Below are 26,382 nucleotides of genomic sequence, written 5' to 3'. Positions count from 1 at the left end.
ACCGGCGACGTCACCGGCGCTCGTCATCAGTCGATTTCGGTCATTCCGAACTCGTCCAGCTCGAGACGGCGGGTGATGCCGATGTCCCGAAGGAACTGGCGATCGTGACTAGCGACGATGAGCGCGCCACGATACCGCTCGAGCGCCTGGACGAGGTGCCCGAGGCTCGGCAGATCGAGATTGTTGGTCGGCTCGTCCAACATCAGCAGCCGAGGCGGCGGATCGGCGGTCATGATCATCGCGAGCGCGGCACGAAGGCGTTCGCCGCCGGAGAGTGTTCGCACCGCCGCGTCGGCATCCGCACCCCGGAACAGGAACCGGGCCAGGCCGCCGCGGATCTGCTCCGCCGACGCGTGCGGTGCGGCGGCCGCGACGTTCCACGCAACCGACCGCTCCTCGTCGAAGATATCGAGCCGTTGGGGGAGCAGCGCGAACGGAACCTTTGCGCCCTCCTCCGCGATTGCCTGCAGAGCGGTTGTCTTGCCGATCCCGTTACGGCCGATCAGGGCGATCCGATCGGGGCCGGTGACTGCGAGGTCCAGCGTCTGGCCGCTGCGCAGCCGGGTACCGGCCAGGCACACCACCTGCTGACCGGTGAACACGTCGGTGTCGGGCACGTCGATGCGGATCTCGCGGTCCTCGCGAATTCCGTCCTCGGCCGCTGCCAGGGTCCGCTTCGCCTCATCGAGTTTGTCCTGGTGGTTGCCGCGCAGCTTGCCGGCGGCTTCCTGCGCTGAGCGCTTCTTCATTCCCATGACGATCTTCGGCTCACTCCGGCTGTCGAAGATCTTCTGGCCGTATCGCTTTCGGCGATCGATCTTGATCTGCGCCTCGACCAGCTCGCGGCCCTGCCGTCGGACGTCGTTGCGGGCGTCACGGAGCGCGGCGCGGGCGGCCTCCTGCTCGGCTTCCACCATCTCCTGGTATGCCGTGAAGTTCCCACCGAACAACCGCAGCGCACCCTCACGGAGCTCCGCCGTCGACTCCATGGTCTCGAGCAGCTCCCGGTCGTGGCTGACCACCACAACGGTGCCCGGGAACCGTTGCACTGCAGAGGCGAGAAGCCCCCGGCTGTCGACGTCGAGGTTGTTGGTGGGTTCGTCCAGCAACAGTACGTTCGGCTCCCGCAGCAATCGTGCGGTGAACCCGAGCAGGGTCGTCTCGCCGCCCGACAGCTCGCCCACCGTTCGGTCGAGGTCGCCGATGTCGGCGACGATACGGTTCAGGCCCAGCCGGTGCAGGGTCGATACGGCTCGCTCCTCGATATCCCACGAGCTTGCCACCGCGGCGAAATCGGCATCGGTTCCGTTACCGGATTCGATCCGGGAGAGCGACTGTCGAATTGTCGCGATGCCGAGGATCGCGTCCACACGCAGCCGCGGATCGAGGGTGAGGTCCTGCGGAAGGTACTCGACGGCGCCCGCTGCGATGACCGAGCCGCGGTCGGGCCGCAGTGCCCCCGCGATCAATCGCAGGAGGGTGGACTTGCCGGAACCGTTGCGGCCGACGAGACCGGTTCTGCCGGAGCCGATCATGGCGGTGAGTCCGTCGAACACAGAGGTCCCGTCGGGCCACGAGAACGTGAGGTCCGACAGGGAAATGGACGTGGAGGATTGGGCCATGGTTGCTCCCTGAGGTCGTTGCGGCGTACCGGCGTATGCGATCGGCGCATACGCCGCGCTCTGGCGCGGATCACCTCTACAGGAGCAAGGACCTTCTCCGATCAGTCGGGAACACGGACGAACCACAGGTTATGGGTGGTTCGACGGTCGTGCAAGCGATTTGTCTTCCGAACTCTTGCCGCATCGACACCCAACCCATTCGTGAAGCTCACAGAGTCGTTGCGCGGCTGTGTCTTCGACGTCGCGACCCAACGACTCGGCGAAGCCACTCAATTGTCGGGCCGGCTCAGATCTGCGGTCCCTCCGATCTGAGGTCGTCGACCTTGCGCATCGCCTCGCGTAGTTCCGCGAGCCACTCCTGGCTGTGTTGTCCAGCCAGACGCACCGTCCAGGTGAGTGCGTCGGACCGGGAACGAGCCACCCCGGCGTCGACGAGGGTATCGAGTACCTTTCGCTCGGGCTGGCGCAGCCGCGTCATCACCGGAACGGCGAGGTTGGTGAACAGGACCTGCTGGTCGCCGATCGTTACTCCCCACGCGACCTTGCGCCCGTAGCGGGCCTCGGCCTCGTCGGCGATCTGTATGCGAGCGGGCCGGGTGGACTCCCGGAATCGGGCGATGAGGCCCTCCTCGGTGGCGGCCGAGTTCTCGATTCCCTCGGCGGGTGCGAGTACTCCGGTCACCACGATCTCCTCGCGGTCCACTTCCACCGTGGGGCTCCCGGTGAACCAGTTGTCCGGCAGGCGGCCGGCGAACCAATCGGCGGCATCCGAGGCATCCGGGGCATCGGCTTGCTGCCAGCCGCCAGGTCTTCCGAATCTGCGGCCACCGGGTCCGAATCCGCCGTGGCCATGTGCCCTTCTCATGATCGTCCTCCTCGGGTCGACCCTGGTGTCTGCGCCTCTCGCGCGGCACTGATTACATGATTACTCCGTTTCTCGGCGGGTGCCACCGTCCGTCAGGTCGGTTTCTGCGGCATCATCGAGACCATGTCTGTCACGCGTTCGCGCTCCGGCCCTTGCACCACTCTGACCGCTCTGCTCGCCACTTCAGCGCTGGTGCTGGCCGGATGCGGCGGCGATTCGCCATCGCCCGAACAGCAGTTCGCCGATGCGATGGCGAGCGGGAATGTTCAGGCCGCCGCGGATCTGACGAGCGATCCTGCGGCCGCGTCCGCCGCCATCACGGCACTGTTCGACGGGCTGGACGAGCGGGAACGCAGCTTCACCGTCGCACAGGAAGGCGATTCGTTCACCCTCGATGCCGACTGGGATTTCGGCGAAGACCGGGGCTGGCAGTACTCCACAACCGGCAAGATCGTGAGTGTGTCTGGAGAACAGCGACTGTCGTGGGATCCGGCGTTGCTGGTGCCTGGGCTCGGTGCCGACGAGACGGTCCGCTTCACCCCGACCGCAGGGCCTCCCCCGGTGGTGCGGGCGAGCACGGGCGAGCCGATCATGATGCAGCAGGTGGTAACCCTCGTGAACCTGCAGCCGTCAGCGGATCCGGCGGCCGTCGCACCGCTGCTCACCCCGATCGTGCCGACCATCACCGTGGACTCGTTGCGCGGCGACCTCGCGAAGGCGGGTGGTCAGCCGATCACCGCAATCACCCTGCGGGAAAACGACATTACTCCTGTTCGCAAGCGGCTCGAGGCCCTGACCGGGGTGGAGTTGGTGCAGCAGACGCGTCTGCTGACGGTGGACCGCGCGCTGGCGTCGCCGGTACTCGGTGGGCTCGCCGATCTGTGGCAGCAGGGACAGGACGCGTCGGCAGGGTGGGCCGTGCAAATGGTCGGCGCGGACGGCTCGGTGCGCCGTCTTGCCGGGCAGGACGGCACGCCAGCGCCGGATCTCGACACCACGCTGGATCTGCGCCTACAGATGAAGGCAGAGAATGCGCTGGCCGGAGTGCCGCAACCAGCCGTGATCGTCGCGCTGCAACCGTCGACCGGGGCCGTGCTTGCGGTCGCGCAGAACGCGCCAGCCGACGCGCAGGGCTCGATCGCGCTGACCGGTCTCTATCCGCCGGGTTCGACGTTCAAGACGGTTACGACATCGGCGGCGTTGCAGGCCGGCAAGGTCACCCCGGATACCGTCCTGCCGTGCCCGGGCACCGAGAACGTCGAAGGACGCCAGATTCCCAACGACGACAACTTCGACCTCGGTTCGGTCCCGTTGCACTCGGCCTTCGCTCAGTCGTGCAACACCACGATGGCCCGCCTGGCCGTCTCCCTGCCGCCGGACGCGCTGTCGCAGGCCGCACTGCAGTTCGGCCTGGGGATCGACTACGTGACACCGGGACTGACGACCGTCACCGGGAGCGTGCCGGCGGCGTCGACACCGGCCGAGCGGGTGGAGTCGGCGATCGGGCAGGGGCAGGTGACCGCGTCGCCGTTCGGTATGGCGCTGGTGGCCGCATCGATCGCGAATGGCACGACACCGTCACCGATGATGATCGCCGGCCGGCCCGGGGTGGGGGACAAGAGCGTTGCCGCAGTCCCCGCCGCGGTCGATGCGGCCCTGCGGTCGATGATGCGCGAGACGGTCACGGACGGTACGGCGAAGATCCTCGCCGATCTTCCGAACATCGAGGGTAAGACCGGCACCGCGGAGTACGGCGACGGTACCGATTCGCACGGATGGTTCGTAGGTATCGACAGGGACCTGGCTTTTGCGGTTTTCGTTGCAGGAGCGGATAGTTCGGGTCCCGCGCTGGATGCAGCCGGACGTTTTCTGCGGTAGGTCACGCCTGATACCTGTCGGGCCCGCGGGGTAACGGGTAGGTATCGGCAGCGAGCGCCGGTGGCGCAATCGTGACTTCTTCGTTTGCGATCCGTGCTTGTTACTCATGTGGCAAACGGGATGATTGTGACCATGGGTTTCCGAGCATCGCCGCGACTGCGGCGTAGCTGTGCGATTGCCCTGCCGCTGGGCCTGGTGGCCGTGCTGGCCGTTGCCCTCGCATCATGTGTCGGATCGAAACCCGACGCCGACGCGCAGTCGGTCGTCACGGGATTCGTGCAGGCTCTCAACGACCGGGATGCGTCCGCCGCCGCCGAGTTGACGTCGTATCCGAATGCGGCCCAGGAATCGATTCAGCAGATGTTCGACGGACTCGATCCCGAGGAGTCGCGGTTCGATATTGCTCAGTTCGTGGAACTGAATAGCGATTCCGGCTTCTTCACCATGGACGCCGCGTGGAATTTCGGCGAGGGCAAGGACTGGAGCTACTACGTCGACGGGGGTGTGCGGAAGCTCTCGGTGGGGTGGCGGATCTCGTGGGATCCCACACTGCTCGCGCCGGACATGGGGCATGGCCGGACGGTCCGGTACGACCGGACCGACGCCGCTGCGCCGCGCGTCTTCGACGCCGCGGGTAATCCGTTGATGGCTGAGCAGACCATCAACGCCATCACGCTCGACCCCGCGACCATGCCGGACCCGGTGGCCACCACCGACCGCTTGGCGAAGGCTCTCGAGCCGGTTGCCCCTCTTGTGACCGCGGATTCCATGCGGAAGAGCATGGCGGCCAAACCTGGACAGCAGGTGGTCGCAGTGCTGTTGCGCGACCAGGATTTCCAGTACCTCGAACGGGATCTCACCGGCATCCCGGGCGTGATCGTCGACAAGCAGCCCAAGCTGATCACCACCGACCGTCGTATCGTGACACCATTACTCGACCCGCTACGAACCGTGTGGCAGATGAATCGGGATGCGACAGCCGGGTGGGCGGTCAACCTCGTCGAGCCGGACGGGACGCTGGTTCCGCAGGTGGGCTATCAGGGCCCGCCCGGACCGGACATCAAGGCGACGCTCGATTCTCGGATGCAGTTGGCGGCTGAGAACGCGGTCGTCAGTGCCGGCACCCCGGCAGCGATCGTTGCGATCCGGCCCTCCACCGGAGCGGTGGTGGTCGCCGCGCAGAACAACCAGGCAATCGAGCAGGGATCGATCGCCTTCACCGGGCTCTACCCGGCAGGCGACTCCGTCGATCTGGTCCGCAATGCCGCCGCGCTGCAGGCGGGGGTGGATCCGGGGATGGTGAGTGAGGACGACCTCGAACGCGCGGGACGGCAGCTCGGTATCGGGCTGAACTACGAGATGCCGGGTCTGGACCCGGAGACCGCCGTGCTCACCGCATCGCAGTCCGATGTCGACCAGGTGATGCACTCCAAGAGCGGTTCCGAACCGAAGATCAGTCCGTTCGGGCTCGCGATGGTGGCCGCGTCCGTCGCCCGCGGGAGCGCCCCGATGCCGATGATCGTCGAGGGTCAGCAGGCTGCCGCGAAGAACGCCGAGGGCGCGCTACCCGCAAACGTCACCGATCAGCTGCGAAACGCGATGCGCGACAACGTCCAGCGCGGGCCGGCGAAGATGCTCGAGCAGTACCCGGGCCTGATCGGCATGGCGTCCGGCAACGACAGTGACCGCTGGTTCTTCGGATCTCGCGGGGACCTGGCATTCGCGGTCTTCGTCGCCGATGCCGACGGCGGTGATCGCGCGGTGAAGATGACCGACTTGCTGATGAAGGAAATGGCCAAGCCGGTAGAGAAGTAGCTGCCCGCCCCTGTCCCGCCCTGACCTGTCCGTCTGGCCGCTGCGCTGTGCGCACTTATCGTGCTTTCCGGCGACCGGAATCCGCGATAGGTGCGCCAAACGCGGTGATCGATTGAGGCGCGCATACGGTAGAGCCATGACTTCGGACACGATGCCCGGCTCGTGGCGGCAGTACGGGGACTCGACGCTACCGGGTCCGCTGGCCGCGGCATTGGCGCTGTTTGCCGAGCGCGGATACGAGGGTGCGTCGATCCGCGAGATTGCCGGGCGGGCCGGGCTCTCGGTGCCTGGGCTGTATCACCACTACCCGTCCAAACAGGCTCTGCTGGTGGCGCTCACGCGGGTGATCATGGCGGATTTGCTGGACCGCAGCAGACGGGCTCTGGCCGAGTCGGGCCCGTCACCGCGCGAGCAGTTCGACGCCGTCGTCGAGTCGCTCCTGCGCTTCCACATGTTCCGGCGCGAGCAGGCGTTTGTCGCGTCCACCGAGATGCGCAGCATGGAACCGGCAGCGCGCGCCGAGTATGTCGCGCTGCGCGACCAGCAGCAGCGAATGCTCGACGCCATCGTGCGTGCGGGGGTGCGGTCGGGAGACTTCGCCTCGCCCTATCCGGAGGACGCGAGCCGGGCAGTCGCAACCATGTGCATAGCCGTGGCGAGTTGGTACCGGCCTGACGGGGAACTCGGACCGAACGAGCTGGTCGAGCGCTATTCGGCGATTGCGCGGGGCGCGGTCGGCGCGCGCTGACGGCGATGGTTGCCGGTCGATGCGTCGATCGGCGCGTCGATCGTGTGGTAGCCCCGCGAATTCATCCCTATCTGCATCTACAGGCATGCAGTATCCGGTCGGTCGCATATCTGCAAACAAGGTAGTTCACGGTTTCGGTCTCCGGCTACCGGATGGCGTCCGGAGCGTAGGCCGGGGCGATCTGAGGCGCCGGATTCTTGACCTGGCGACACGATCGTGTCACCGTAGGCGGAGACCGACCGATCGATCGCTCGGTAACTGGATGGAGGAACGGGCATGGCTGTGGACCTGTCGTATTCACCGGAGGTCGACGACCTCGTCGCGCGCACCAGCGAGTTCGTGCGGGAAGTGGTGCTGCCGATCGAGGACGCGCACGGCGGCGATATTGCCGCGGCCGGAGGCGACGCCGTCCGGGTCGAGATGCAGGCTGAGGCAAAGAGGCGGGGATTGCTCGCGCCGCACGCGCCCGTCGAGTGTGGCGGCCTGGGCCTCGACATGAGCGACCGCGCGCCGGTTTTCGAGGCGGCCGGTTACTCGCTGTTCGGGCCGAGCGCCCTCAACATCGCAGCCCCCGACGAGGGCAATGTGCACCTGCTCGCACATGTCGCAGACGCTGCGCAGAAGGAGCAGTTCCTGGGGCCGCTCGCGCGCGGTGAGGTCCGGTCGGCGTTCGCGATGACCGAGCCCGCGCCCGGTGCCGGCTCCGATCCGTCCGCGCTCACCACCCGCGGCGAGAAGGTGCCTGGCGGCTGGAAGGTCAACGGCCACAAGTGGTTCATTACCGGAGCCGAAGGGGCGGGCTTCTTCATCATCATGGCCCGCACGTCCGGTGCGCCGGGTGACCGCGGCGGTGCGACCATGTTCCTCGCGCCCGGATCCGCGCCGGGAATCCGGGTCGGCCGGCACATCGACACTCTCGACCGTGCGATGATCGGCGGCCATTGCGAGGTGTTCTTCGAGGATCTGTTCGTCCCGGACGAGGCCGTCCTGGGCGCCGTCGATGAGGGCTTCGCCTACGCGCAGGTCCGGCTCGGACCCGCGCGTATGACGCACGTGATGCGCTGGCTGGGCGCGGCTCGCCGCGGCCACGACGTCGCGGTCGACTACGTCGCACGGCGGGACGGCTTCGGATCCCGGCTCGGCGACCTCGGCATGATCCAGAAGATGATCGCGGACAACGAGATCGACATTGCCGCGACCAGGGCGTTGCTCGTGCGGGCCTGCTGGGAACTCGATCAGGGAGAGACAGCGTCGGATTCGACCTCGATCGCGAAGGCTTTCGGGTCCGAGGCGGTCTTCCGGATCGTGGACCGGTCGATCCAGATGTGCGGTGGCATGGGTGTCTCCGGCGACCTGCCGCTCGCCCGCCTGTCCCGTGAGGTGCGGCCGTTCCGCGTCTACGACGGACCGTCCGAGGTGCACCGGTGGGCGCTCGCGAAACGGGTGGTCGGGAAGGCGAAGCGCGCCGCACGCGAGGAGGGGAACAAGTGACTGCGGCCCAGATCGACGGCCTCGACCTGGTTGCATTGCAACGGTTCTTCGAGGGATCCGGAGTGGCCGTCGACGGAGAACTACGCGCCGAGCTGATCTCGGGAGGCAAGTCCAACCTCACGTTCAAGGTGTCCGACGACGTCTCCCGATGGGTGTTGCGCAGGCCGCCGACTGCTGGCCTGACACCCTCGGCGCATGATGTCGCGCGAGAGTTCCGTGTCTGTGCCGCACTGCAGGACTCGCCGGTGCCCGTCGCTCCGACGGTGGTGTTGTGCGAGGACCCGTCGGTGATGGGTGCGCCGTTCGCGGTCACCGGCTTCGTCGACGGCCGGGTGATCCGCACGGTCGACGACATCGACCTGCTTTCGGACGCCGAGATCGGCTCGTGTACAGGCGAACTGGTGCGCGTTCTCGCTGCGCTGCACGATGTCGACTACCGGGCCGTCGGCCTCGAGTCCTTCGGTCGCCCCGACGGCTACCTGTCCCGGCAGGTGGCGCTGTGGGCACGGCAGTGGGAGCGGGTCAAGACGCGGGACCTGCCGGATCTGGAACGCCTGCACGGCATGCTCGAGGCCTCGATCCCCGGGGAGTCGCAGGCGGCGATCGTGCATGGCGACTACCGGATCGACAACACCCTTGTCGCCGCCGATGATCCCGGACGGGTTGTCGCGGTGGTGGACTGGGAGCTCTCGACGCTGGGCGACCCGCTCGCCGACCTGGCGCAGATGTGCGTCTACCGCCATCCCGCGCTGGACGACATCCTCGGTGAACCGGCAGCGTGGACGAGTACCCGTTTGCCGTCGGCCGATGCGATCGCGCACATGTACTCGGCGGCGACGGGAACACCCCTCGACCACTGGGGTTTCTATCTGGGTCTGGCCAATTTCAAGCTTGCGGTGATCGCCGAGGGCATCACGCACCGGCATCTTGCCGGGGCCACGACGGGCGACGGGTTCGCGCATGCGTGCGAGGCAGTGCCCCCGCTCGTCGCGGCCGGACTCGCCGCGATGGAGGAACACCGATGACGAACAGCGCACTGATCACCGGCGCGTCGCGCGGCATCGGGCTCGGCATCGCGGAACGGCTCGCGGCACAGGGATACGGGCTCACCATCACCGCGCGCGACGCATCCCGGCTCGCCGCGGTCGCCGATGACCTGCGGGCCGCCGGCGCGTCCGACGTCGTCGCGGTCGCGGCCGACATGGCCGATCCCGAAGCGGCGCACGCGCTCGTCGGCGCGCACGAGGAGCGGTTCGGGTCGATGCGCGCGCTGGTCCTCAACGCCGGGGTGGGAACCGCGGGCGCTATCGCGGACTTCCCGATGCGCCGGTTCGACAAGACGGTCGCGGTCAATCTCGCGGCCCCGTTCGCACTGCTGCAGCGTTCGCTCCCGCTGCTGCGCAAGGGTGCCGCGAACCACCCCGGTCACGGCGCGAAAGTGGTTGCGGTGTCCTCGATCACCGGCGTCTACGCCGAGGCGAACCTCGCCGTGTACGGTGCGACGAAGGCGGCACTGCTCTCCCTGGTCGAGACGCTCAACGCCGAGGAATCCGGCAACGGCATCGCCGGAACAGCCATCGCTCCGGCCTACGTCGACACCGACATGTCCGAGTGGACCAAGGACCGTATCCCCGCCGACACGATGCTCACCGTGAACGACGTCGTCGAACTCGTCGACGCGGTGCTGCGCCTGTCGCATCGGGCGGTGCTGTCGAGGATGGTGCTCACTCGGGCGGGTGCATCCGGCTACGGGGCCTGACCGTGCAGTTGATCCTGGTCCGGCATGCACTGCCGGAGCACGTCGCCGTCGCCGAGGGCCGCGCCGACCCGGGCCTGACCGAGTTGGGGTGCCGTCAGGCCCGGCGGCTGCCGTCCGCGTTGGCCGACGTCACGGTCGCGCGGGTGGTGACCAGCCCGCAGCGGCGGGCGATCCAGACGGCCGGACCGCTCGTCGAATCGCTGGGAGTGAGCCCGGTGATCGACGACCGGTTCGCCGAATACGACGCCGATCAGGGGTACTACATCCCGATCCACGAGGCGCGCGAGAGGATGCCGGAGGCCTTCGAACGCATCCGGGCCGGGCTGTTGCCGGACTTCGTCGACGAGGGCGCATTCCGCCACCGGGTGCGGGAGGCGATGGATGTGGTTGTCGCGCAGTCGAATCACGAGGACACCGTCGTGGTCGTCGCACACGGCGGGGTGATCAACATCGTGCTGCAGGACCTTCTGGAGCTCCCGCGTCCGCTGACCTTCCCGATCGATTACGTGTCGATCAGCCGGGTGCTGTTCTCGCGCAACGGTGCTCGACGGGTGGCGTCGGTGAACGAGACCGCCCACGTCCGGGATCTCCTGGTGCGCTGACCCCCGCGTTTTGCGCACCTATCGCGGTTCCTGGGGTGCGATTCGGCGCGATAAGTGCGCAAAACGCGAGGGGGAGTGGGGTGGAGGCGTCTCACTGCACCCCGCGCATCAACCGCCGAATCCACGGCGACAACGCCGCGAGGATCGCGCCGATCGTGATGGACGCCAGGCCGACCGCCGCGAAGTAGGGGACCTCGTTGTTCTCGTCATAGAAGCGGGACAGCGTCCCGGCCAGGCTCGAGCCGAGTGCGACCGACAGGAAGAACAACGCCACCATCTGGGTGTGGAACGCGGCCGGGGCCAGCTTCGTCGACAGCGACAGCCCGACTGGGGAAAGCAGCAGTTCGGCGAACGTGAACAGCAGCAGGATGCCGGCGAGCCCGAGCAGCGGTGCGCTGTTGGGGCCGCCGCCGGACATCGGGATGAAGCACAGGAATGCGATACCCATGACGGCTGTGCCGAGCGCGAACTTGATCGGCGACGAGGGCTGGCGGGAGCCGAGCCTGGTCCACATTGTCGCGAACACGCCGGCGAAGATGATGATGAATACGGGGTTGATCGACTGCACCCACGACGGGGGGAAGTCCCAGCCGAACAGGTTGCGATCGAGGCGGCTGTCCGCGAAGAGCGCGACCATCGTGAACTGTTGTTGGAAAAGCGACCAGAATGCCGCGCTCGCAACGAACATCGGGATGAATGCGAATACGCGACTGCGCTCGACTCGGGTGATGCGCCGACTGGTCAGGATCACCGCGAAGTACGCCACCGCTGCCACAATCGTCAGCGTGACGACGATGTCGGAGAGGTTGTCCGCCGTGATGACACCCGACAGCGTGGACGCGAGTACGGCTACTACGGCAGCGATCGCGATCGCGACGACCTTGGGGCGCGCCGCCTGCGGCAGCGGGTTCGGGGCGGCCGCGCCGATGCCGCGCAGGTGCTTGCGCCCGAGCGTGTACTGGATCAGGCCGAGCGCCATTCCGAATGCAGCGAGCGCGAATCCGACGTGGAAGCCCCAGTTCTTCTGCGCCCATCCGGTGAGCAGCGGACCGATCAGGCCGCCGACGTTGATGCCCATGTAGAAGATCGAGAAGCCGGCGTCACGACGCTCGTCGTCCGCGGAATACAGGTCGCCCACGAGCGATGTGGCGTTCGCTTTGAGGCCGCCGCTGCCGACTGCGATGAGGACCAGCCCGACGCCGACACCCGCGAGTCCGGGAAGCAAGGCGAGACTGATGTGGCCCAACATGATCAGGCAGGCGGAGTAGAAGAGCGTCCGTTCCGAGCCGAGGATGCGATCGGCGACCCAGGCACCGAGGACCGTGGACAGGTAGACGGTGCCGCCGTAGGCACCGACGATACTGACCGCTGCACCCTTGTCGAGACCGAGTCCACCCTCGCTCGTCTGGTAGTACAAGTAGTACAGCAGGATGCCCTGCATGCCGTAGAAGGAGAAGCGTTCCCACATCTCCACGCCGAACAGGTTCGCCAACGCGAACGGTTGCCCGAAGAATCCGGCGCCGGATTCGGTTTTGTCCTGTTCGACCGTCGAACTCATCTAGCCTCCGTGTCAGTTGTCTACGCCGGGCGCGGTCCCCTGCGGAATCAGCCGAGACTACGACGCCGGAGCAACGCCTGGTACAGCGCCCGCCATCCGATGAGGAACAGTGCGAGGAACGATGCGGCGACGAGAATGAAACTGAAGGCGGTGCCCTGGCCGTCGATCGCGCGCAGGATCATTCCGAAAACCAGCGCCGATGCCCACACGATGGGCCCGGTCGGGACGGTCAGCCGCGGGTCGAACTTGTCACGGTAGAGTGCCAGCGTGATGAGCCAGCCGGCTGCGAGCCCGGACAGGAACGGCCATGCGGTGGTGAGCAACCCGGCGAGGCTGATCGCTTCCTCGTGGCTGCTGCGGCCCGACGCGGCGAAGGCGAGGACCAAGAGGATGTCGGCGACGGCGGCGGGGGCGTACTTCTTCACCTGATCAGCGTAGGCCGTACGCCCCCGAACAGAACGGTCGCTCGGGGAATCCGCCGCGGATGTGGGCGCCGTGCGGCGAATCCTAGATGCCGAGCGCGGCGAGCCAGTCCCGGGTGCTGCGCGCGCGGACACCCAGGCGGGAGCCCGATCCGCTCGCTTGCTCGAAGGAGACCTCGTCTGCCACTCCGAGTGCGGTGTACAGCTGCGCGACGCCGGCAGCAGCGCCCGCGCCCAGCATCGGTTCGAGCGATGCACCGAAGTCGGCCGGGGTGATCGAATCGAAGACGACCGGGCGTCCGAGGTGTTCGGCGAAGGCCGCAGCCAGCTGGGGCCCGGTGACCGGCGGGATCTGGCCGATGTTCACCAGGTCGGGAGCCTCCGGCGCGGTGAGCGCGACGACCGCCGCGTCGGCTACGTCGAGGTGGGAACACCAGGAGACGGCCAGATCCGAGCGCAGCGGATACCGCAGCACGCCCTCCTCCATCACCCCGCCGAGAACGGGAGGCAGCAGAAGATTCTCGAGAAACAGGCGCGGGCTCAACACCGTCACGGTGATACCGGCGGATGCCAGTCCGTCGACCAGTTCGGTGAGGATCGGCGTATTGGGGCCGGCAAGCGGGGAGGCTGAGTCGCCGATGGCCGTGCCGCTGGTGGAGACGACCATCCTGGCCGGGCGGGCCGAAGCCGCTGCGGCGACGATGTTGCGGACGTGGCGGGACGGAGTCTGCGGATCACCGGCGAGAGGGAGGTGGACGAACACCCCGTCCACGCCGGTGTACGCGGCAGCGAGCGTCTCGGCGGAATTGTTCTCGACGACCGTGGTGACTGCTCCGGCGAAGGTCTTGGATCGATCGCGCGTGAGGGCGCGGACCTCGGCGCCGGAAGCCACGAGGGCGGACAGGACGGGGCTTCCCTGGGCGCCCGCGGCGCCATGCACTGCGTATGTCATGCGCTCTATGCTTCATATCCGGAACTGGTTACTTCAAGTGAACTATTGGGGATTGAATGAGTGAATCAGGTCACATCCTTCCGGAGTGTGGTGTCGCCCGGTTCTTGCTGGTCCTGGACGGACCGTGGGCGACACTGATCGTCCGCGAGCTGACGCACGGGCGGATGCGGTTCACTGAGCTGCGGCGGGCGTTGCCGGGCATCAGCCCGCGGACGCTGTCCGCACGCCTCAAGCGATTCGAAGAGTTCGGCCTCGTCACCCGCACCGCATACGCGGAGGTGCCGCCGCGGGTCGAGTACGCGCTCACGTCCACCGGGATGAAGCTGCAGTCGGTCCTCGAAGCGATGGTTGTGTGGGCGGACGACGCCCTGCCGTTCTCGGCGCCGGAGGGCGACCAAGCAGTGTGATCCGCCGAGTGCCGGCCCGGCACGTCTTGTGCGGAGGGGCGTTGCCTGGGAACCCTCCGATTCCGTGGCGGGGACAAGGGGATTACCGAACCTTCGGTAGGCTGATGCCGAGCCGCAGGTTCTGCGGCGGGTATCCACCTTCAGGAAGGAACGCGCGAGATGGCAGCGGCAGGTCCAGTCCGAAGAGCGGGATCGCCTGGGCGACCGGGATACGACCTCGATTCCTTGCTTGCCGTTGCGGTGAAGGTCTTCAACGACAAGGGCTACGACGGCACCAGCATGGAGGCACTCGCCCAGCGGCTCGGCATCACCAAGTCGTCGATCTATCACCATGTGTCCGGCAAGTCGGAACTGCTGGAGCTTGCGCTGTCCCGGGCCCTGAACGCGCTGTTCGCGGTCACGACTGAAGATCGGGCTACCAGCGGTCGGTCCATCGATCGACTCGAGTACCTCGTGCGGCGAAGCGTCGAGGTACTCGTGACCGAGCTTCCCTACGTGACATTGCTTCTCAGGGTTCGCGGGAACACGGCAGTCGAGCGGCATGCGCTCGCACGCCGCCGCGAATTCGATGCCTTCGTCAGTGATCTGGTGGTCGCCGCCGCCGAGGAGGGCGACCTCAGGCCGGGTATCGACCCGGCGCTCACGAGCCGACTGGTCTTCGGAATGGTGAACTCGCTGATCGAGTGGTATCGACCGCGCGGGGGTGAATCGGTCTCCGAGCTGGCCGATGCGGTGGTGGCGCTCACCTTCGACGGAATGAGAGCTTGACTGACCCCCGATCTCCCGGTGGCAGGGCGACCGAAAAGAACTGGGGCGCCTCGGATCTGATCCGAGGCGCCCCAGGTCGTTTTCAGGATGGCCGATTGTCTATCAGGCGACGAGCTTTGCCGATCGATCGATCCAGGCTCCCCGGAGCCAGGACCTCTACGGCGACGGTGACACCGATACGGTCCTTCACCAGCTGCCGGAGATGGGCGGCTTGACCGTCGGTCTCGCTGGTCGAGGCGTTCGGCCGGGATTCGACGCGGACGGTCAGCACATCCATTCGGCCGGGCCGGTCGAGAACGCATTGGAACTGGGGTGCCAGACCGCTCACCGCCAGAATGAGCTCTTCGATCTGGGTCGGAAAGAGATTGACCCCGCGCAGGATGATCATGTCGTCGGTTCGTCCGGTCACCTTCTGCATGCGGCGCATTGTCCGCGCAGTGCCCGGCAGCAGCCGGGTGAGATCCCGGGTGCGATAACGAATGATCGGCATCGCCTCCTTGGTGAGCGAGGTGAAGACGAGTTCACCCTCTTCGCCGTCGGGCAGCACCTCACCGGTGACGGGGTCGATCACCTCCGGGTAGAAGTGGTCCTCCCAGATATGAAGGCCATCCTTGGTTTCCACACATTCCATGGCGACACCGGGACCCATGACCTCGGACAGGCCGTAGATGTCGACGGCGTCCATGGCCAACTGCTGCTCGAGTTCGCCGCGCATCTCCTCTGTCCACGGTTCCGCTCCGAACACGCCCGTGCGCAGTGATGTTCGGGCCGGATCGATGCCCTTGGCGAGCATCGCATCGACGATCGTGAGCATGTACGACGGGGTGACCATGATCGCGTCCGGGCGGAAGTCCTCGATCAGCTGGATCTGACGCTCGGTCATCCCTCCCGACATCGGAATAACCGTGCAGCCCAGCCTTTCCGCGCCGTAGTGTGCGCCGAGTCCGCCGGTGAACAATCCGTACCCGTAGGCGACGTGGACCTTGTCGGACGGCTTCACACCACCGGCGCGAAGGCTCCGCGCGATCAGGTCGGCCCAGTTGTCGAGGTCCTTCGCGGTGTATCCGACCACGGTGGGACGCCCCGTCGTGCCCGACGAGGCGTGAATTCGCGACACTCGATCCTGTGGAACCGCGAACATCCCGAACGGGTAGTTGTCCCGCAGGTCCGCCTTCGCGGTGAACGGGAACTTCGCGAGATCGCCGAGATCCTTCAGATCGTCGGGGTGAACCCCGGCGTCGTCGAAGGCCTTCCGGTAGTGCGGGACATTCTCGTAGGCGTGGCGCAGCGACCACTGCAGGCGCTCGAGCTGCAGGGACGAGATGCGGTCGCGGGTGGCGAACTCGATGTCCTGTGAAGGGGTGACGATGCTGGTCATAGTAGTCTCCGGGTGCCGCGGTCGGGATGCGACCGGGTCGATGTGGTGAGGGGCTGGTAGTCAGGCGTCGAAGTCGACGGTCACGTCGGCGCTGTCCGGATAGCTCTGGCACGTGAGGATGAAGCCGGCATCGACCTCGTCGTCCTCGAGCGCATAGTTGCGTCGCATATCGACGTCCCCGTGGGTGACCTTGGCGCGGCACGTTCCACACACTCCGCCCTTGCAGGCGAACGGCAGATCCGATCGGTACTTCTCTGCTGCGTCGAGGATCGTCTCGTCCCGCGGCAACGTCGCGGTGGTCGAGCGTCCGTCGAGGATGAGGGTGACCTCGCTGCTGGGGCCGGTGACCCCCTCGTCGCGGTGGCGTGCCGGGGGAGGGGGCACGTCGTCGACATAGAACAATTCGTGGTGGACCCGCTTCGGGTCGACGCCAAGTTCGCCGAGCACCGCCTCGGCGTCGGTGACCATGCCGTACGGCCCGCACAGCCAGAAGTGATCGGCGTCGGAGACCGGCACCACAGCGTCGAAGATCGCGCGGAGCCGGTCGGTATCGAGCCGTCCGGTGAAGAGTTCCACCTCGCGGGGTTCCCGGGACAAGACGTGGACGACGTGGAACCGTGCGCCGTACCGATCCTTGAGGTCGGCGATCTCCTCGGCGAACATCACCGAACGCGTGCGCCGATTCCCGTAGAGGAGAACCACTTCGGCGTCGGGGTTGGTGAGCATCGTCGCGGCGATCGAGAGCATCGGGGTGATTCCGGATCCCGCCGCGATCAGGACGTGCCGGCCACCGACAGCGGGATCGGCCACGAAGGATCCGGAAGGGGGCGCGACATCGATCCTGTCGCCCGGACGAACCTGGTGGACCAGCCAGTTCGAGAAGAGCCCGTCGGCGACCTCGCGGACCCCGACGCGGGGGCTGGAACCGACCGGGGCACAGATCGAGTACGACCGGCGGTGCTCGACACCGTCCACGTTTCGACGGAGCGTCAGGGATTGGCCCGCACCGAATGCGAACTCCTCCGAAAGGTCGGCAGGGATCTCGAACGTGACGGCTGCGGCGTCGTCGCACAGCGCCTCCACCTCTGCGACCGTGAGGGTGTGGAAGGTCCTGTTGCGTGCCGGGACAGCAGATTTCGCGGTGTCCACAGTATCCACAGTGTCCATGTTCAGATCTCTTTCACATGATCGAAGGGCTCGAGGCAATCGAGACACCGGTAGAGGGCCTTGCACAATGTTGCCCCGAACTCGGAGTCGAGGCGGGTATCGGCGCTGCCGCACCGAGGGCATTCGATCGTCCGGGGCACGGCGGTGAGTGTCAACGGCACCGGACCCGAACCGCGGCGCGCCGCCGGGCCGGGCGTGGAATAGCCGTTCTCGTGCAGCTTTCGCCGTCCCTCGTCGCTGATCCAGTCGGTACTCCAGGGAGGTGAGAGGACCGTTCTCACCTCGACCGATGGGAAGCCTGCGCGCTGCAAACGGTGCTGGATGTCGTCGCGCATCGTCGCCATGGCAGGACACCCGGAATAGGTGGGGGTGATCGTCACGATCACGGCGCCGTCGGCCCCTGCCTCGACATCGCGCAGGACCCCGAGATCCGCGAGGGTCAGCATCGGCATCTCGGGGTCGAGAACCGACTCCGCGATGCGCCGCGCCTCGTGCATGGGCAGATCGGCCTGCGTGGAAGCGGACATGTCACCACACGCCTTCCGGGTGTGCCCGGGCGACCACCTGCATCTCGGCCAGGATCAATCCGAGGGCCTCGGTGTGCAGGCCCTGACGGCCCGCACGCCCACCTACCGTGCCGGCCACGCGACCGGTGGGCGCGGACAGACCGGCCTCGCGCAACACCTGATCGATAATCGCGTCGAACTCGGCCCGCAGTTCGCCGGGATCGACCGCTACACCCACTGCGGCGAGGGCGCGTTCCTCGGCGGTGGGAACGAAGAGCTCGTCGACGTACGGCCAGACCCGGCTCAGGGCAGACTCCATCCGCGTCTTCGATTCGGCTGTGCCGCAGCCGAGTGTGACGGCCCATCTGGCGGCATAGTCGCGGTGGTAGGTCATTTCCTTGACGCCCTTGATCGCGACGGCGGCAAGGACCGGATCACGTGACTCCCGTAGCCGGTCGAGGAGTGCGAGTCGCCATGTCGAGAACACCAGCAGTCGCGTAACAGTCTGTGCGAAGTCGCCGTTGTCGATCTCGGCGAGCCGAACGTTGCGAAACTGGTTCTCGTCGCGGAAGAAGGCCAGCGCATCCTCGCCCGGAATCGGTGCCGTATCGGATATGTGCGGTACGACTGCCGCATCGGCCGCGGCCGCCCGAGCCAGGAGCAGGCGCGCCTGGCCGAGCAGGTCGAGCCCGATGTTCGCGAGAGCTACCTCCTCCTCGAGTTCCGGTGCGCGCGTGATCCATTCGGTCAGTCGCTGTGAACTGATCAGTGCATCGTCGCCGAGCATCAGACAATAGGTGGCCAGCGCCGAGAGATCGACGTCGTCGGGAACCGTGGTGTCGACGCCGGCCAGCGGGTCGTCGAAGCTGGTGCCGAAGGCCCATTGGCCGTGGCTGTCCTCGTCGACGAGGCCGTCGTAGGCATGGTCGTGGTCGGTCATCGTGCATCCTCGAAAATTCTGGTCGGCCGCGCGAGCGTGCCGGCCGGATCACATGTGGGGAACGTTGTCGGGGATTTCGTAGAAGGTGGGGTGGCGGTAAACCTTGTCGCCACTCGGGGCGAAGTACGGATCCTTCTCGGACGGACTTGACGCTGTGATCGAGTTGGACTGCACCACCCAGATGCTCACGCCTTCGTTGCGCCTGGTGTAGACGTCGCGGGCGTGTCTGAGCGCCATCTCGTCGTCGGCGGCGTGCAGCGAACCGACATGGACGTGATTGAGTCCGCGCTTGCCGCGGAGGAATACCTCGTACAACGGCCAGTCGGCGCTGGTGACCCGGTCGGCTGCATTCATCGTGTGTTCTCCTTCGTGCTCGCCCCTCGGGCGAAGGCGGTCGCGGCCTCGCGTACCCAGGCGCCGTTCTCGTGTGCGGCCCGGCGATTGGCGACGCGCTCCACACTGGACGCGCCGTTGCCGCCGATCACCTGCATGAACTCACTCCAGTCGGGTTCGCCGAAGTCGTATGCTCCGCGCTCGGCATTCCATTTCAGATCGGGGTCCGGGAACGTCACGCCCAGTGCTTCGGCCTGCGGTATCGACATGTCGACGAACCGCTGACGTAGTTCATCGTTCGTGTGTCGCTTGATGCGCCACTTCATCGACTGCTCCGAGTTCGGCGATTGGTCGTCGGGCGGGCCGAACATCATCAGGGCCGGCCACCACCAGCGGTCGACAGATTCCTGCACCATCTTCCGCTGGGCGTCGGTACCGCGCATCATCGTCATGAGTAGCTCGTAGCCCTGCCGCTGATGAAACGATTCCTCCTTGCAGACGCGAATCATCGCCCGCGCGTACGGGCCGAAGGAACTGCGGCACAACGGAACCTGATTGCAGATCGCGGCACCGTCGACGAGCCAGCCGATCACGCCGACATCGGCGAAGGTCAGCGTCGGATAGTTGAAGATCGACGAATACTTCTGCCTCCCGTCGAGCAGCTTCTCGGTGAGGTCGCTGCGGTCGGCGCCGAGTGTTTCCGCCGCGGAGTACAGATACAGGCCGTGCCCGGCCTCGTCCTGTACTTTCGCCATCAGGATCGCCTTGCGGCGCAGCGATGGCGCCCGTGTGATCCATGCGCCCTCGGGCTGCATACCGATGATCTCGGAGTGCGCGTGCTGCGCGATCTGCCGGACGAGAGTCTTGCGGTATCCCTCGGGCATCCAGTCCCGCGGCTCGACTCGCTGGTCGGCCGAGATGGTCTCCTCGAATTGGATCTGGAGCTCATTTTCTGCGATAGACGAGGTCATATGTCCTGCTTCTATTACCGAATGATCGGTTGGTGTGAGTATGCATGGAAGTTTCAGGCGGCACAAGCGTGTGCCGGACTCGGTCAGCGGCCTTCGAAGACCGGTGCGCGTTTGGCGAGGAAGGCTTCGACGGCGGCGCCGTGATCTGCCGAGCTGCCCACGACCTCCTGCGCCTCACGTTCACGCTCGAGCGCCTCGGCGAGACCCGTCGACGATGCCGAGACGAGACGCTTGACGTGTACGTAGGCCGCGGTCGGTCCTGCTGCGAGTTCGCGCGCCAGCGCCCGGGCTGCGTCGGCGAGTTCGTCATCGGGTACGACCCGGTGGACCAGACCCCACTCGAGGGCCTGGGCCGCCGAGAACCGGTCGCCGAGCATCAGCAATCCCGTTGCCCGGCTCGGGCCGAGCATCTCGACCAGCGTGTGACTCAGTCCGGAGTCGCTCGCCAGTCCGATCCCCGCGAAAGCGGTGGCGAACCTGGCGCCTTCCCCCGCGATGCGGATGTCTCCGGCCAGCGCGATGCCCAGGCCGGCACCCACGCATGCGCCGTTGATCGAAACGACCACCGGCACGCGCACCGCGGCAAGTGATGTGAGCAACGGGTTGTAGTGTGCGCCTACGGTGTCCATCGCGCGAGCGGGATCTGCCGCGAGGCCGGCAGCATGTTCGGCGAGATCCTGACCGACGCAGAAGTTCCTGCCCTCGGCCTCGAGGAGGACGGCGCGCACCGTTCGGTCTGCGGCCACGGTCTCCACTGCAGCCGACAGCTGTTCTTTCATTGCGCGATCCAGCGCGTTGGACGCGCCCGCGCGGCGCAGGGTGATCGTCGCCAGGCCCGCAGTCGTGGACAGCCCCACCGTGTCGATACTGCTCATGGAATGCTTCTCCTGTCAGTGGAATACGGGCCCGAGTGTCGACTCAGGACCAATTGAAGAAACCCTGGCCGGATTTGCGGCCGAGTTCGCCCCGTGCCACCTTTTCGCGGAGCAGGGCGGGGGGCTTGAAGCGTTCGCCGAGTGTCGCCGTCAGGTGCTCGGCGATGGCGAGGCGAACGTCGAGGCCCACGAGATCGGTGGAACGAAGCGGGCCCATGGGGTGTCGATAGCCCAATTCCATTGCACGATCTATGGACTCGGCATCGGCGACACCTTCCTCGAGCATTCGGATCGCCTCGAGTCCGAGACAGACGCCGAGCCGGCTCGTCGCGAAGCCCGGCGAATCGTTGACCAGCACCTGTGACTTGCCGAGCTGGGAGACCCACTCGCACACCCGCGCCACGACGTCGGTGTCGGTCGACGGAGTCCGGATGATCTCGACGAGTGTCGATGCCGGTACCGGATTGAAGAAGTGCATTCCGATCAATCGACGTGGATTATCCAGTACCGCACCGAGTTCGGCGATCGATATCGAACTGGTGTTGGTTGCGATCACCGTCGCCGGATCGACCGTCTTCTCCACGAGGGCGAGCACGCCGAGCTTGAGCTGCACCGATTCCGGAACGGCCTCGACCACAAGATCGAGGCCGGCCGGCAGCTCGTCCGGTGCGCTGACGAGCGACACTCGTCCGAGTACGGTCGCCGGATCGGAGTCGCCGAGCCGGCCACGCTCGTGTGCCCGGTCCAGTCCGTCCGAAACCCGGGTGAGGGCCGCCTGCCGGTCGCCGCTCTCGGCGATGGTGACAGCGGAACCGAGTGTCGCGAATACCTGCGCGATGCCGGCACCCATGCGTCCGCCACCGACGACACCGACGTGGCCGGGGATTGTGCTCATCATTTCTTCTTCTCCAGAAAGGCCGTCATACGGTCGTGTTTGTCCCGGCTCTCGAACAGCACCGCCTGGGCGATGTCGTCGGCGAAGGAGTGAGTTCCGGGTGCATCGGCGATCAGCTTGGTGAGCCTGAGCGCTAGCGGTGCGGAGCGGTTGATGCGATCGACGATGCCGTGCGCGGCGGCGATGTGTTCGCCGGGGGCCACGACGCTGATCACGAGCCCGCTGCGGAGCGCCGCCGCTGCGTCCAGGTTTCGGCCGGCGAGGAGAACCTGCTTCGCGATCGACCTGCCGACCAGTTCCTGAAGGCGATAGCTGGCGCCGGCAGCGGCCATGATGCCGAGACCTGGCTCCGGGTTGCCGAACACCGCGGTTTCCGTCGCGACCCGGATGTCGCAGGCGTACGACAGCTCAGCTCCGCCGCCGAGCGCGAACCCGCTCACCGCAGCGACGGTGGGCATGGGCAGCCCTGCAATGCGGTCGAACAGATTGCGATTGATGCCCGCGAGCGCCTCGTCGCGTCCCCGCTCCCTCAGTTCCGCGATATCGGCGCCACCTGCGAAGTGGTCGCCGGAGCCGCTGATCAGCAACGGCTTCGGTGCATCCTCGAGGAGCGCGCAGACCTGGTGTAGTTCCGAGATCATCTCGGCGTTGATCGCATTGCGTTGCTGGGGGCGATCGAGAGTGACCACCATCCGGTCGGCGCGATCGTCGATCGTCAGGGTGTTCACGGGGCCTCGCTCGGCTGGGCGAGCCCGGCGGGGGTCAGGCCCGAGCTCTCGCAGGGGATGCGGGCTCCACGCATCGGGATTGCTTGCACCACTTTCGTCTCCTTCGCGGCGTGCTCGCTTCAATTAGTAACCGAACCTTCGGTCGGGGCGCAAGGGTAAGTTCGAATCTCGTCGGATGCGTCTCGGTAGCTAGATTATGCGCCAGACCTTGACAATCAGCATCGAGTCTAGCGATTCTGATTACCGACCGAACGTACGGTGGAAAGAGGTTGTTCGTGAGCAGGTTAGTGCAAAGTTACGTCGCCGGGAGCTGGTACACGGCACCCGATGCTGGAACCCCGCTGCTGAGCGCGGTGGACGGCTCCGAGGTGGCGCGCATCTCGTCTACCGGGCTCGATGTCGCGGGAATGGTCGCGCACGCCCGTGAGGTCGGCGGGCCCGCGCTGGCCGAGCTGACCTTCCACGAGCGCGCCGCAGCGCTGAAGGCGTTGGCCTTGACTCTCATGGCCGGCAAGGAGGAGTTCTACGAGCTGTCCACCGCGACCGGCGCGACACGTCGGGATTCCGGTGTCGACATCGACGGCGGCTTCGGAACCCTGCTGAGCTACGCGAGCAAGGCGCGGCGTGAACTGCCGAACGACACCGTCTACCTCGACGGGACCCATGAGCAACTCGGCAAGGCGGGGACCTTTCTCGGTCAGCACGTGTACACCTCGCGTCGCGGTGTCGCCGTCCAGATCAACGCATTCAACTTCCCCGTCTGGGGCTTCCTCGAGAAGCTGGCACCGGCATTCATCGCCGGTGTTCCGTCGATCGTGAAGCCGGCGAGCCAGACGGCCTATCTCACCGAACTGGTGTTCCGCCGCATCATCGAGTCCGGACTGTTGCCGGAAGGGTCCGTCCAGCTGCTGTCCGGCAGCGCGCGGGATCTGCTCGACCACCTCGATGGGCAGGACTCGGTCGCGTTCACCGGATCTGCAGACACCGCGGCGATGCTGCGGGTCCATCCGAGAGTTGTCGCCGAGGGCGTGCACTTCAATGCCGAGGCAGATTCGCTCAACGCCTCGATCCTCGGTGCTGACGTCGAACCCGGCAGCGAGGAGTTCGACCTCTACGTCAAGCAACTCGTCACGGAGATGACCGTGAAGGCCGGCCAGAAGTGCACCGCGATCCGTCGTGCTCTCGTTCCGTCGGGGCTCGTCGACGACGTCGTCGAGGCCGTGCGGGGCCGCTTGGCGCGGGTCGTGGTCGGGGCTCCCGACGCCGAGGGGGTCACCATGGGCGCCCTGGCCAGCATCGAGCAGCGCGACGAGGTGTTGAAAGCGCTTCGTGGACTGACGAAGTCGGCGCAGATCGTGGTGGGGGATCCGGAGGACTTCGAGGTCGTGGGTGCGGACAGGTCGACCGGTGCGTTCCTGCCCCCGATCCTGTTGCGCTGTGATGACAAGGCCGCTGACGAGCCGCACGACATCGAGGCGTTCGGTCCGGTGAGCACGGTGATCGGATACGACGGGACCGACGAGCTGATCGAGTTCGCGGCCCGCGGCAAGGGCAGCCTCGTGGCCTCTCTCGTTACCCGCGACGTCGCGCTGGCCCGCGATATCGTGCTGGGGCTGGCGCCCTTCCACGGACGAGTCCTGGTGCTCAACCGCGACGATGCGCGGGAGTCGACCGGGCATGGTTCGCCGCTCCCCGTGCTCGTGCACGGTGGTCCGGGCCGCGCTGGTGGAGGTGAGGAGCTCGGTGGCATCCGGGGAGTCCTGCATCACATGCAGCGCACCGCGGTCCAGGCTACCCCCGACATCCTCACTGCCGTCGGCAACCGCTGGGTTCCGGGATCGCGTCGAACCGACGACGGGGTCCATCCCTTTCGGAAGAACCTGGCGCAGTTGCGGATCGGTGACACCGTCGTCGGAGGACCGCGGCAAGTCACACTGGCCGACATCGACCATTTCGCAGAGTTCACCGGCGACACCTTCTACGCGCACACCGATCCCGATGCTGCTGCGGCGAACCCGCTCTTCGGTGGCATCGTCGCGCACGGCTACCTCGTGGTCTCGCTTGCGGCCGGACTGTTCGTCGAGCCGAATCCCGGACCGGTCCTTGCGAACTTCGGCGTCGACAGTCTGCGTTTCCTGACCCCCGTGAAGGCGGACGACAGCCTCACCGTGACGTTGACGGCGAAGCTGATCACACCGCGCAGCAGCGCCGACTACGGCGAGGTCCGGTGGGACGCCGTGGTCGCGAACCAGGATGGCGATACGGTGGCGACATATGACGTCCTGACTCTCGTGGCCAAGGGTGCGTCCAGTGATGGAGGGCTCTGAGGTGGGGTGCAAAGTGGTGGTCTGTTACGGGCACCCCGAGGACCCCGAGGCCTTCGAGGCCCACTATCGCTCGATCCACATGCCCCTGGCGCGCAGGGTCCCCGGCCTGTCGGACTATACGTGGGGAAAGTGCCGTGCACTCGACGGCGGCAGCCCTGCCTATCACTCGATTGCGTCGCTGTGCTTCCCGGATGCCGAGACGATGCATGCCGGACTGGCATCGGCGGAGATGCGGGAAGCGGGCCGGGATGTCCGTAACTTCGCCACCGGGGGCGTCACGATGTTCACCCTGGAAGAGGAATCCGTCCAGGAACAGGTAGGAGAGGTATGACCGTCGAATACCGTTCGGCGCGAGAGATGTTCGAAGCCGATGTGGCCTCGCAGGCCTTGGGAATCGAGGTGCGCGAACTCGCTCCGGGCCATGCGGTTGCATCGATGACGGTCCGCGAGACCATGGTGAACGGGCACGGGATCACGCACGGGGGATTCGTGTTCGTCCTTGCAGACACGACATTTGCGCTCGCGTGCAACGGGTACGACGAACCTGCGGTCGCCGCGCGGGCGGACATTCGGTTCATTGCCCCCACGCGGGTGGGTGACGAGCTGGTGGCCGAGGCGGTTGAGCGGGAACGATACGGCCGCAACGGTATCTACGATGTCACCGTGCGGGTTCAGGGTAAGGCCATCGCTGAGTTCCGTGGCGACAGCAGGTCCTTCGCGCGCTCTCGGTGAGCCGGTTTCCCGGCCCGGGATTCCGAGACGCGAACGCACCCGTCATGGCAGGGGGAGCCATGACGGGTGCGTAGTCTGTGGGGCCTGATCAGCCCTGCAGGCCTGCCTCGATCTCGAGGTTGATGGTGATCTTGTCGCCGACCACTGCGCCGCCGCCCTCGAGCGGCATGTCGATGGTGATGCCGAAGTCCTTGCGGTTGAGGGTGGTCGAGGCCTCGAACCCGGCGACCGGGCCGTTGCCCATGCCCGGGTTCACACCGAGGAACTCGAGGGCGAGCTCGACCGGCTTGGTCACGCCGTGGAGCGTGAATTCGCCCTCGACTACGAAGTTCGAGCCGGCCGGGCGCACCGCGGTGGAGACGAACGTGGCTGTCGGGAACTGCTCGACGTCGAAGAAGTCGGCCGACTTGATGTGGCCGTCGCGCTGCTCGTTGTTGGTATCGATGGACGCGACCTGGATCTCGGCCTGGACGGACGGGGTGCCGTCCGCAGCGACCGTGATCGCGCCGGTGAAGTCGTTGAACGTGCCGCGGACCTTGCTGACGACGAGGTGCCGGACCATGAAGCCGACGGTCGAGTGGGTGGGATCGATGGCCCAGGTACCGGAGGACAGGTTGGGCAGGGCGATGGCGGCGGTCATGAG

27 protein-coding genes are annotated in these 26,382 nt (G+C 66.5%); 12 read left to right on the top strand and 15 right to left on the bottom strand.

The annotated features are described in order from the left end of the window. Nucleotides 1-26: 26 nt before the first annotated feature. Both ERC79_RS09035 and ERC79_RS09030 read right to left on the bottom strand, forming a co-directional pair. Nucleotides 27-1,622 carry an ATP-binding cassette domain-containing protein gene (locus ERC79_RS09035; RefSeq protein ID WP_131577533.1) on the bottom strand — a complete coding sequence of 532 codons (1,596 nt, stop codon included), beginning with the start codon at nt 1,620-1,622 and terminating at the stop codon, nt 27-29. Nucleotides 1,623-1,908: 286 nt separating this feature from the next. Next, nucleotides 1,909-2,487: a hypothetical protein gene (locus tag ERC79_RS09030; RefSeq protein ID WP_131577532.1), complete on the bottom strand. Its 579-nt coding sequence runs from the start codon at nt 2,485-2,487 to the stop codon at nt 1,909-1,911. Between the two features lie 123 nt (nt 2,488-2,610). Here ERC79_RS09030 and ERC79_RS09025 point away from each other — a divergent pair, with 123 nt between their 5' ends. The 7 genes from ERC79_RS09025 (at nt 2,611) to ERC79_RS08995 (ending at nt 10,780) form a co-directional block, all read left to right on the top strand. Continuing rightward, nucleotides 2,611-4,365 (top strand): penicillin-binding transpeptidase domain-containing protein, encoded by a 1,755-nt coding sequence (locus ERC79_RS09025; protein ID WP_131577530.1) that lies wholly within the window; start codon nt 2,611-2,613, stop codon nt 4,363-4,365. A gap of 132 nt (nt 4,366-4,497) precedes the next feature. Beyond that, nucleotides 4,498-6,180, top strand: a complete 1,683-nt coding sequence (locus ERC79_RS09020) for an NTF2-like N-terminal transpeptidase domain-containing protein (RefSeq protein WP_131577528.1) — start codon at nt 4,498-4,500, stop codon at nt 6,178-6,180. Between the two features lie 136 nt (nt 6,181-6,316). Next, nucleotides 6,317-6,928, top strand: coding sequence for a TetR/AcrR family transcriptional regulator (locus ERC79_RS09015; protein ID WP_131577526.1), 612 nt, complete (start codon nt 6,317-6,319; stop codon nt 6,926-6,928). 276 nt (nt 6,929-7,204) lie between these two features. Beyond that, nucleotides 7,205-8,419 carry an acyl-CoA dehydrogenase family protein gene (locus ERC79_RS09010; protein ID WP_131577524.1) on the top strand — a complete coding sequence of 405 codons (1,215 nt, stop codon included), beginning with the start codon at nt 7,205-7,207 and terminating at the stop codon, nt 8,417-8,419. Beyond that, complete coding sequence (locus ERC79_RS09005; protein WP_131577522.1) at nt 8,416-9,444, top strand: phosphotransferase family protein; 1,029 nt, start codon at nt 8,416-8,418, stop codon at nt 9,442-9,444. The genes ERC79_RS09010 and ERC79_RS09005 overlap by 4 nt, the downstream gene beginning before the upstream one ends. Further along, entirely contained in the window at nt 9,441-10,178 is a 738-nt protein-coding gene (locus ERC79_RS09000; protein ID WP_131577520.1) for an SDR family oxidoreductase, read from the top strand. The genes ERC79_RS09005 and ERC79_RS09000 overlap by 4 nt, the downstream gene beginning before the upstream one ends. A 2-nt stretch (nt 10,179-10,180) precedes the next feature. Then, the gene (locus ERC79_RS08995) at nt 10,181-10,780 is read left to right on the top strand and encodes a histidine phosphatase family protein (RefSeq protein ID WP_131577518.1); all 600 of its coding nucleotides are present in this window, start codon (nt 10,181-10,183) and stop codon (nt 10,778-10,780) included. Nucleotides 10,781-10,871: 91 nt separating this feature from the next. On the opposite strand, the gene ERC79_RS08990 is transcribed toward ERC79_RS08995, so the two are convergent. From ERC79_RS08990 to ERC79_RS08980, 3 genes are all read right to left on the bottom strand, one after another. Further along, nucleotides 10,872-12,338: a peptide MFS transporter gene (locus tag ERC79_RS08990; protein ID WP_131577516.1), complete on the bottom strand. Its 1,467-nt coding sequence runs from the start codon at nt 12,336-12,338 to the stop codon at nt 10,872-10,874. A 47-nt stretch (nt 12,339-12,385) separates the two neighbouring features. Beyond that, nucleotides 12,386-12,763 carry a DUF3054 domain-containing protein gene (locus ERC79_RS08985; protein ID WP_131577514.1) on the bottom strand — a complete coding sequence of 126 codons (378 nt, stop codon included), beginning with the start codon at nt 12,761-12,763 and terminating at the stop codon, nt 12,386-12,388. Between the two features lie 82 nt (nt 12,764-12,845). Further along, nucleotides 12,846-13,712: an NmrA family NAD(P)-binding protein gene (locus tag ERC79_RS08980; RefSeq protein ID WP_131577512.1), complete on the bottom strand. Its 867-nt coding sequence runs from the start codon at nt 13,710-13,712 to the stop codon at nt 12,846-12,848. Nucleotides 13,713-13,768: 56 nt separating this feature from the next. On the opposite strand from ERC79_RS08980, the gene ERC79_RS08975 reads away from it, so the two are divergent. Both ERC79_RS08975 and ERC79_RS08970 read left to right on the top strand, forming a co-directional pair. Further along, entirely contained in the window at nt 13,769-14,119 is a 351-nt protein-coding gene (locus ERC79_RS08975; protein WP_131577510.1) for a helix-turn-helix domain-containing protein, read from the top strand. 159 nt (nt 14,120-14,278) lie between these two features. Continuing rightward, the gene (locus tag ERC79_RS08970) at nt 14,279-14,887 is read left to right on the top strand and encodes a TetR/AcrR family transcriptional regulator (protein WP_131577508.1); all 609 of its coding nucleotides are present in this window, start codon (nt 14,279-14,281) and stop codon (nt 14,885-14,887) included. Nucleotides 14,888-14,969: 82 nt separating this feature from the next. Here the strand turns inward: ERC79_RS08970 and paaK are convergent, their stop codons facing one another. From paaK to ERC79_RS08925, 9 genes are all read right to left on the bottom strand, one after another. Beyond that, nucleotides 14,970-16,265 (bottom strand): phenylacetate--CoA ligase PaaK, encoded by a 1,296-nt coding sequence (paaK, locus tag ERC79_RS08965; protein ID WP_131577505.1) that lies wholly within the window; start codon nt 16,263-16,265, stop codon nt 14,970-14,972. A gap of 60 nt (nt 16,266-16,325) precedes the next feature. Beyond that, nucleotides 16,326-17,432 (bottom strand): 1,2-phenylacetyl-CoA epoxidase subunit PaaE, encoded by a 1,107-nt coding sequence (paaE, locus tag ERC79_RS08960; RefSeq protein WP_131577503.1) that lies wholly within the window; start codon nt 17,430-17,432, stop codon nt 16,326-16,328. Between the two features lie 2 nt (nt 17,433-17,434). Continuing rightward, nucleotides 17,435-17,959: a 1,2-phenylacetyl-CoA epoxidase subunit PaaD gene (gene paaD, locus ERC79_RS08955; protein WP_131577501.1), complete on the bottom strand. Its 525-nt coding sequence runs from the start codon at nt 17,957-17,959 to the stop codon at nt 17,435-17,437. Between the two features lies 1 nt (nt 17,960). Further along, nucleotides 17,961-18,878 (bottom strand): 1,2-phenylacetyl-CoA epoxidase subunit PaaC, encoded by a 918-nt coding sequence (gene paaC / locus ERC79_RS08950; RefSeq protein ID WP_131577498.1) that lies wholly within the window; start codon nt 18,876-18,878, stop codon nt 17,961-17,963. 48 nt (nt 18,879-18,926) lie between these two features. After that, a complete protein-coding gene (gene paaB, locus ERC79_RS08945) occupies nt 18,927-19,232 on the bottom strand; it encodes a 1,2-phenylacetyl-CoA epoxidase subunit PaaB (RefSeq protein WP_131577496.1) in 306 nt (101 codons plus the stop codon). Next, nucleotides 19,229-20,182, bottom strand: a complete 954-nt coding sequence (gene paaA / locus ERC79_RS08940) for a 1,2-phenylacetyl-CoA epoxidase subunit PaaA (RefSeq protein ID WP_131577494.1) — start codon at nt 20,180-20,182, stop codon at nt 19,229-19,231. The genes paaB and paaA overlap by 4 nt, the downstream gene beginning before the upstream one ends. Nucleotides 20,183-20,265: 83 nt before the next feature. Next, nucleotides 20,266-21,057 (bottom strand): enoyl-CoA hydratase-related protein, encoded by a 792-nt coding sequence (locus ERC79_RS08935; RefSeq protein WP_131577492.1) that lies wholly within the window; start codon nt 21,055-21,057, stop codon nt 20,266-20,268. A 43-nt stretch (nt 21,058-21,100) separates the two neighbouring features. Then, nucleotides 21,101-21,955 carry a 3-hydroxyacyl-CoA dehydrogenase family protein gene (locus tag ERC79_RS08930; RefSeq protein WP_131577490.1) on the bottom strand — a complete coding sequence of 285 codons (855 nt, stop codon included), beginning with the start codon at nt 21,953-21,955 and terminating at the stop codon, nt 21,101-21,103. After that, nucleotides 21,952-22,680 carry an enoyl-CoA hydratase/isomerase family protein gene (locus ERC79_RS08925; protein ID WP_131577488.1) on the bottom strand — a complete coding sequence of 243 codons (729 nt, stop codon included), beginning with the start codon at nt 22,678-22,680 and terminating at the stop codon, nt 21,952-21,954. The genes ERC79_RS08930 and ERC79_RS08925 overlap by 4 nt, the downstream gene beginning before the upstream one ends. Before the next feature lie 275 nt (nt 22,681-22,955). Here ERC79_RS08925 and paaZ point away from each other — a divergent pair, with 275 nt between their 5' ends. The 3 genes from paaZ to paaI are packed head-to-tail and all read left to right on the top strand — an operon-like array spanning nt 22,956 to nt 25,739. Beyond that, the gene (paaZ, locus tag ERC79_RS08920) at nt 22,956-25,007 is read left to right on the top strand and encodes a phenylacetic acid degradation bifunctional protein PaaZ (protein WP_131577486.1); all 2,052 of its coding nucleotides are present in this window, start codon (nt 22,956-22,958) and stop codon (nt 25,005-25,007) included. 1 nt (nt 25,008) lies between these two features. Next, nucleotides 25,009-25,338, top strand: a complete 330-nt coding sequence (locus ERC79_RS08915) for an EthD family reductase (protein ID WP_131577484.1) — start codon at nt 25,009-25,011, stop codon at nt 25,336-25,338. Then, nucleotides 25,335-25,739, top strand: coding sequence for a hydroxyphenylacetyl-CoA thioesterase PaaI (paaI, locus tag ERC79_RS08910; RefSeq protein WP_131577482.1), 405 nt, complete (start codon nt 25,335-25,337; stop codon nt 25,737-25,739). The genes ERC79_RS08915 and paaI overlap by 4 nt, the downstream gene beginning before the upstream one ends. A gap of 88 nt (nt 25,740-25,827) precedes the next feature. On the opposite strand, the gene ERC79_RS08905 is transcribed toward paaI, so the two are convergent. After that, nucleotides 25,828-26,379: a YceI family protein gene (locus ERC79_RS08905; RefSeq protein ID WP_131577480.1), complete on the bottom strand. Its 552-nt coding sequence runs from the start codon at nt 26,377-26,379 to the stop codon at nt 25,828-25,830. Nucleotides 26,380-26,382: the final 3 nt, after the last annotated feature.

This window comes from Rhodococcus sp. ABRD24 (assembly GCF_004328705.1).
Taxonomy (GTDB): domain Bacteria; phylum Actinomycetota; class Actinomycetes; order Mycobacteriales; family Mycobacteriaceae; genus Prescottella.
Note: the sequence above shows the minus strand (reverse complement) of the source record. Positions and strands in the feature narration are given on the sequence as shown.

Excerpts from the sequence above, each read along its gene's own strand:
- ERC79_RS09035 (WP_131577533.1), bottom strand. The coding sequence starts at position 1,622 with ATGGCCCAATCCTCCACGTCCATTTCCCTGTCGGACCTCACGTTCTCG.
- ERC79_RS09030 (WP_131577532.1), bottom strand. The coding sequence starts at position 2,487 with ATGAGAAGGGCACATGGCCACGGCGGATTCGGACCCGGTGGCCGCAGA.
- ERC79_RS09025 (WP_131577530.1), top strand. The coding sequence starts at position 2,611 with ATGTCTGTCACGCGTTCGCGCTCCGGCCCTTGCACCACTCTGACCGCT.
- ERC79_RS09020 (WP_131577528.1), top strand. The coding sequence starts at position 4,498 with ATGGGTTTCCGAGCATCGCCGCGACTGCGGCGTAGCTGTGCGATTGCC.
- ERC79_RS09015 (WP_131577526.1), top strand. The coding sequence starts at position 6,317 with ATGACTTCGGACACGATGCCCGGCTCGTGGCGGCAGTACGGGGACTCG.
- ERC79_RS09010 (WP_131577524.1), top strand. The coding sequence starts at position 7,205 with ATGGCTGTGGACCTGTCGTATTCACCGGAGGTCGACGACCTCGTCGCG.
- ERC79_RS09000 (WP_131577520.1), top strand. The coding sequence starts at position 9,441 with ATGACGAACAGCGCACTGATCACCGGCGCGTCGCGCGGCATCGGGCTC.
- ERC79_RS08990 (WP_131577516.1), bottom strand. The coding sequence starts at position 12,338 with ATGAGTTCGACGGTCGAACAGGACAAAACCGAATCCGGCGCCGGATTC.
- ERC79_RS08980 (WP_131577512.1), bottom strand. The coding sequence starts at position 13,712 with ATGACATACGCAGTGCATGGCGCCGCGGGCGCCCAGGGAAGCCCCGTC.
- ERC79_RS08975 (WP_131577510.1), top strand. The coding sequence starts at position 13,769 with ATGAGTGAATCAGGTCACATCCTTCCGGAGTGTGGTGTCGCCCGGTTC.
- ERC79_RS08970 (WP_131577508.1), top strand. The coding sequence starts at position 14,279 with ATGGCAGCGGCAGGTCCAGTCCGAAGAGCGGGATCGCCTGGGCGACCG.
- paaK (WP_131577505.1), bottom strand. The coding sequence starts at position 16,265 with ATGACCAGCATCGTCACCCCTTCACAGGACATCGAGTTCGCCACCCGC.
- paaE (WP_131577503.1), bottom strand. The coding sequence starts at position 17,432 with ATGGACACTGTGGATACTGTGGACACCGCGAAATCTGCTGTCCCGGCA.
- paaD (WP_131577501.1), bottom strand. The coding sequence starts at position 17,959 with ATGTCCGCTTCCACGCAGGCCGATCTGCCCATGCACGAGGCGCGGCGC.
- paaC (WP_131577498.1), bottom strand. The coding sequence starts at position 18,878 with ATGACCGACCACGACCATGCCTACGACGGCCTCGTCGACGAGGACAGC.
- paaB (WP_131577496.1), bottom strand. The coding sequence starts at position 19,232 with ATGAATGCAGCCGACCGGGTCACCAGCGCCGACTGGCCGTTGTACGAG.
- paaA (WP_131577494.1), bottom strand. The coding sequence starts at position 20,182 with ATGACCTCGTCTATCGCAGAAAATGAGCTCCAGATCCAATTCGAGGAG.
- ERC79_RS08935 (WP_131577492.1), bottom strand. The coding sequence starts at position 21,057 with ATGAGCAGTATCGACACGGTGGGGCTGTCCACGACTGCGGGCCTGGCG.
- ERC79_RS08930 (WP_131577490.1), bottom strand. The coding sequence starts at position 21,955 with ATGATGAGCACAATCCCCGGCCACGTCGGTGTCGTCGGTGGCGGACGC.
- paaI (WP_131577482.1), top strand. The coding sequence starts at position 25,335 with ATGACCGTCGAATACCGTTCGGCGCGAGAGATGTTCGAAGCCGATGTG.
- ERC79_RS08905 (WP_131577480.1), bottom strand. The coding sequence starts at position 26,379 with ATGACCGCCGCCATCGCCCTGCCCAACCTGTCCTCCGGTACCTGGGCC.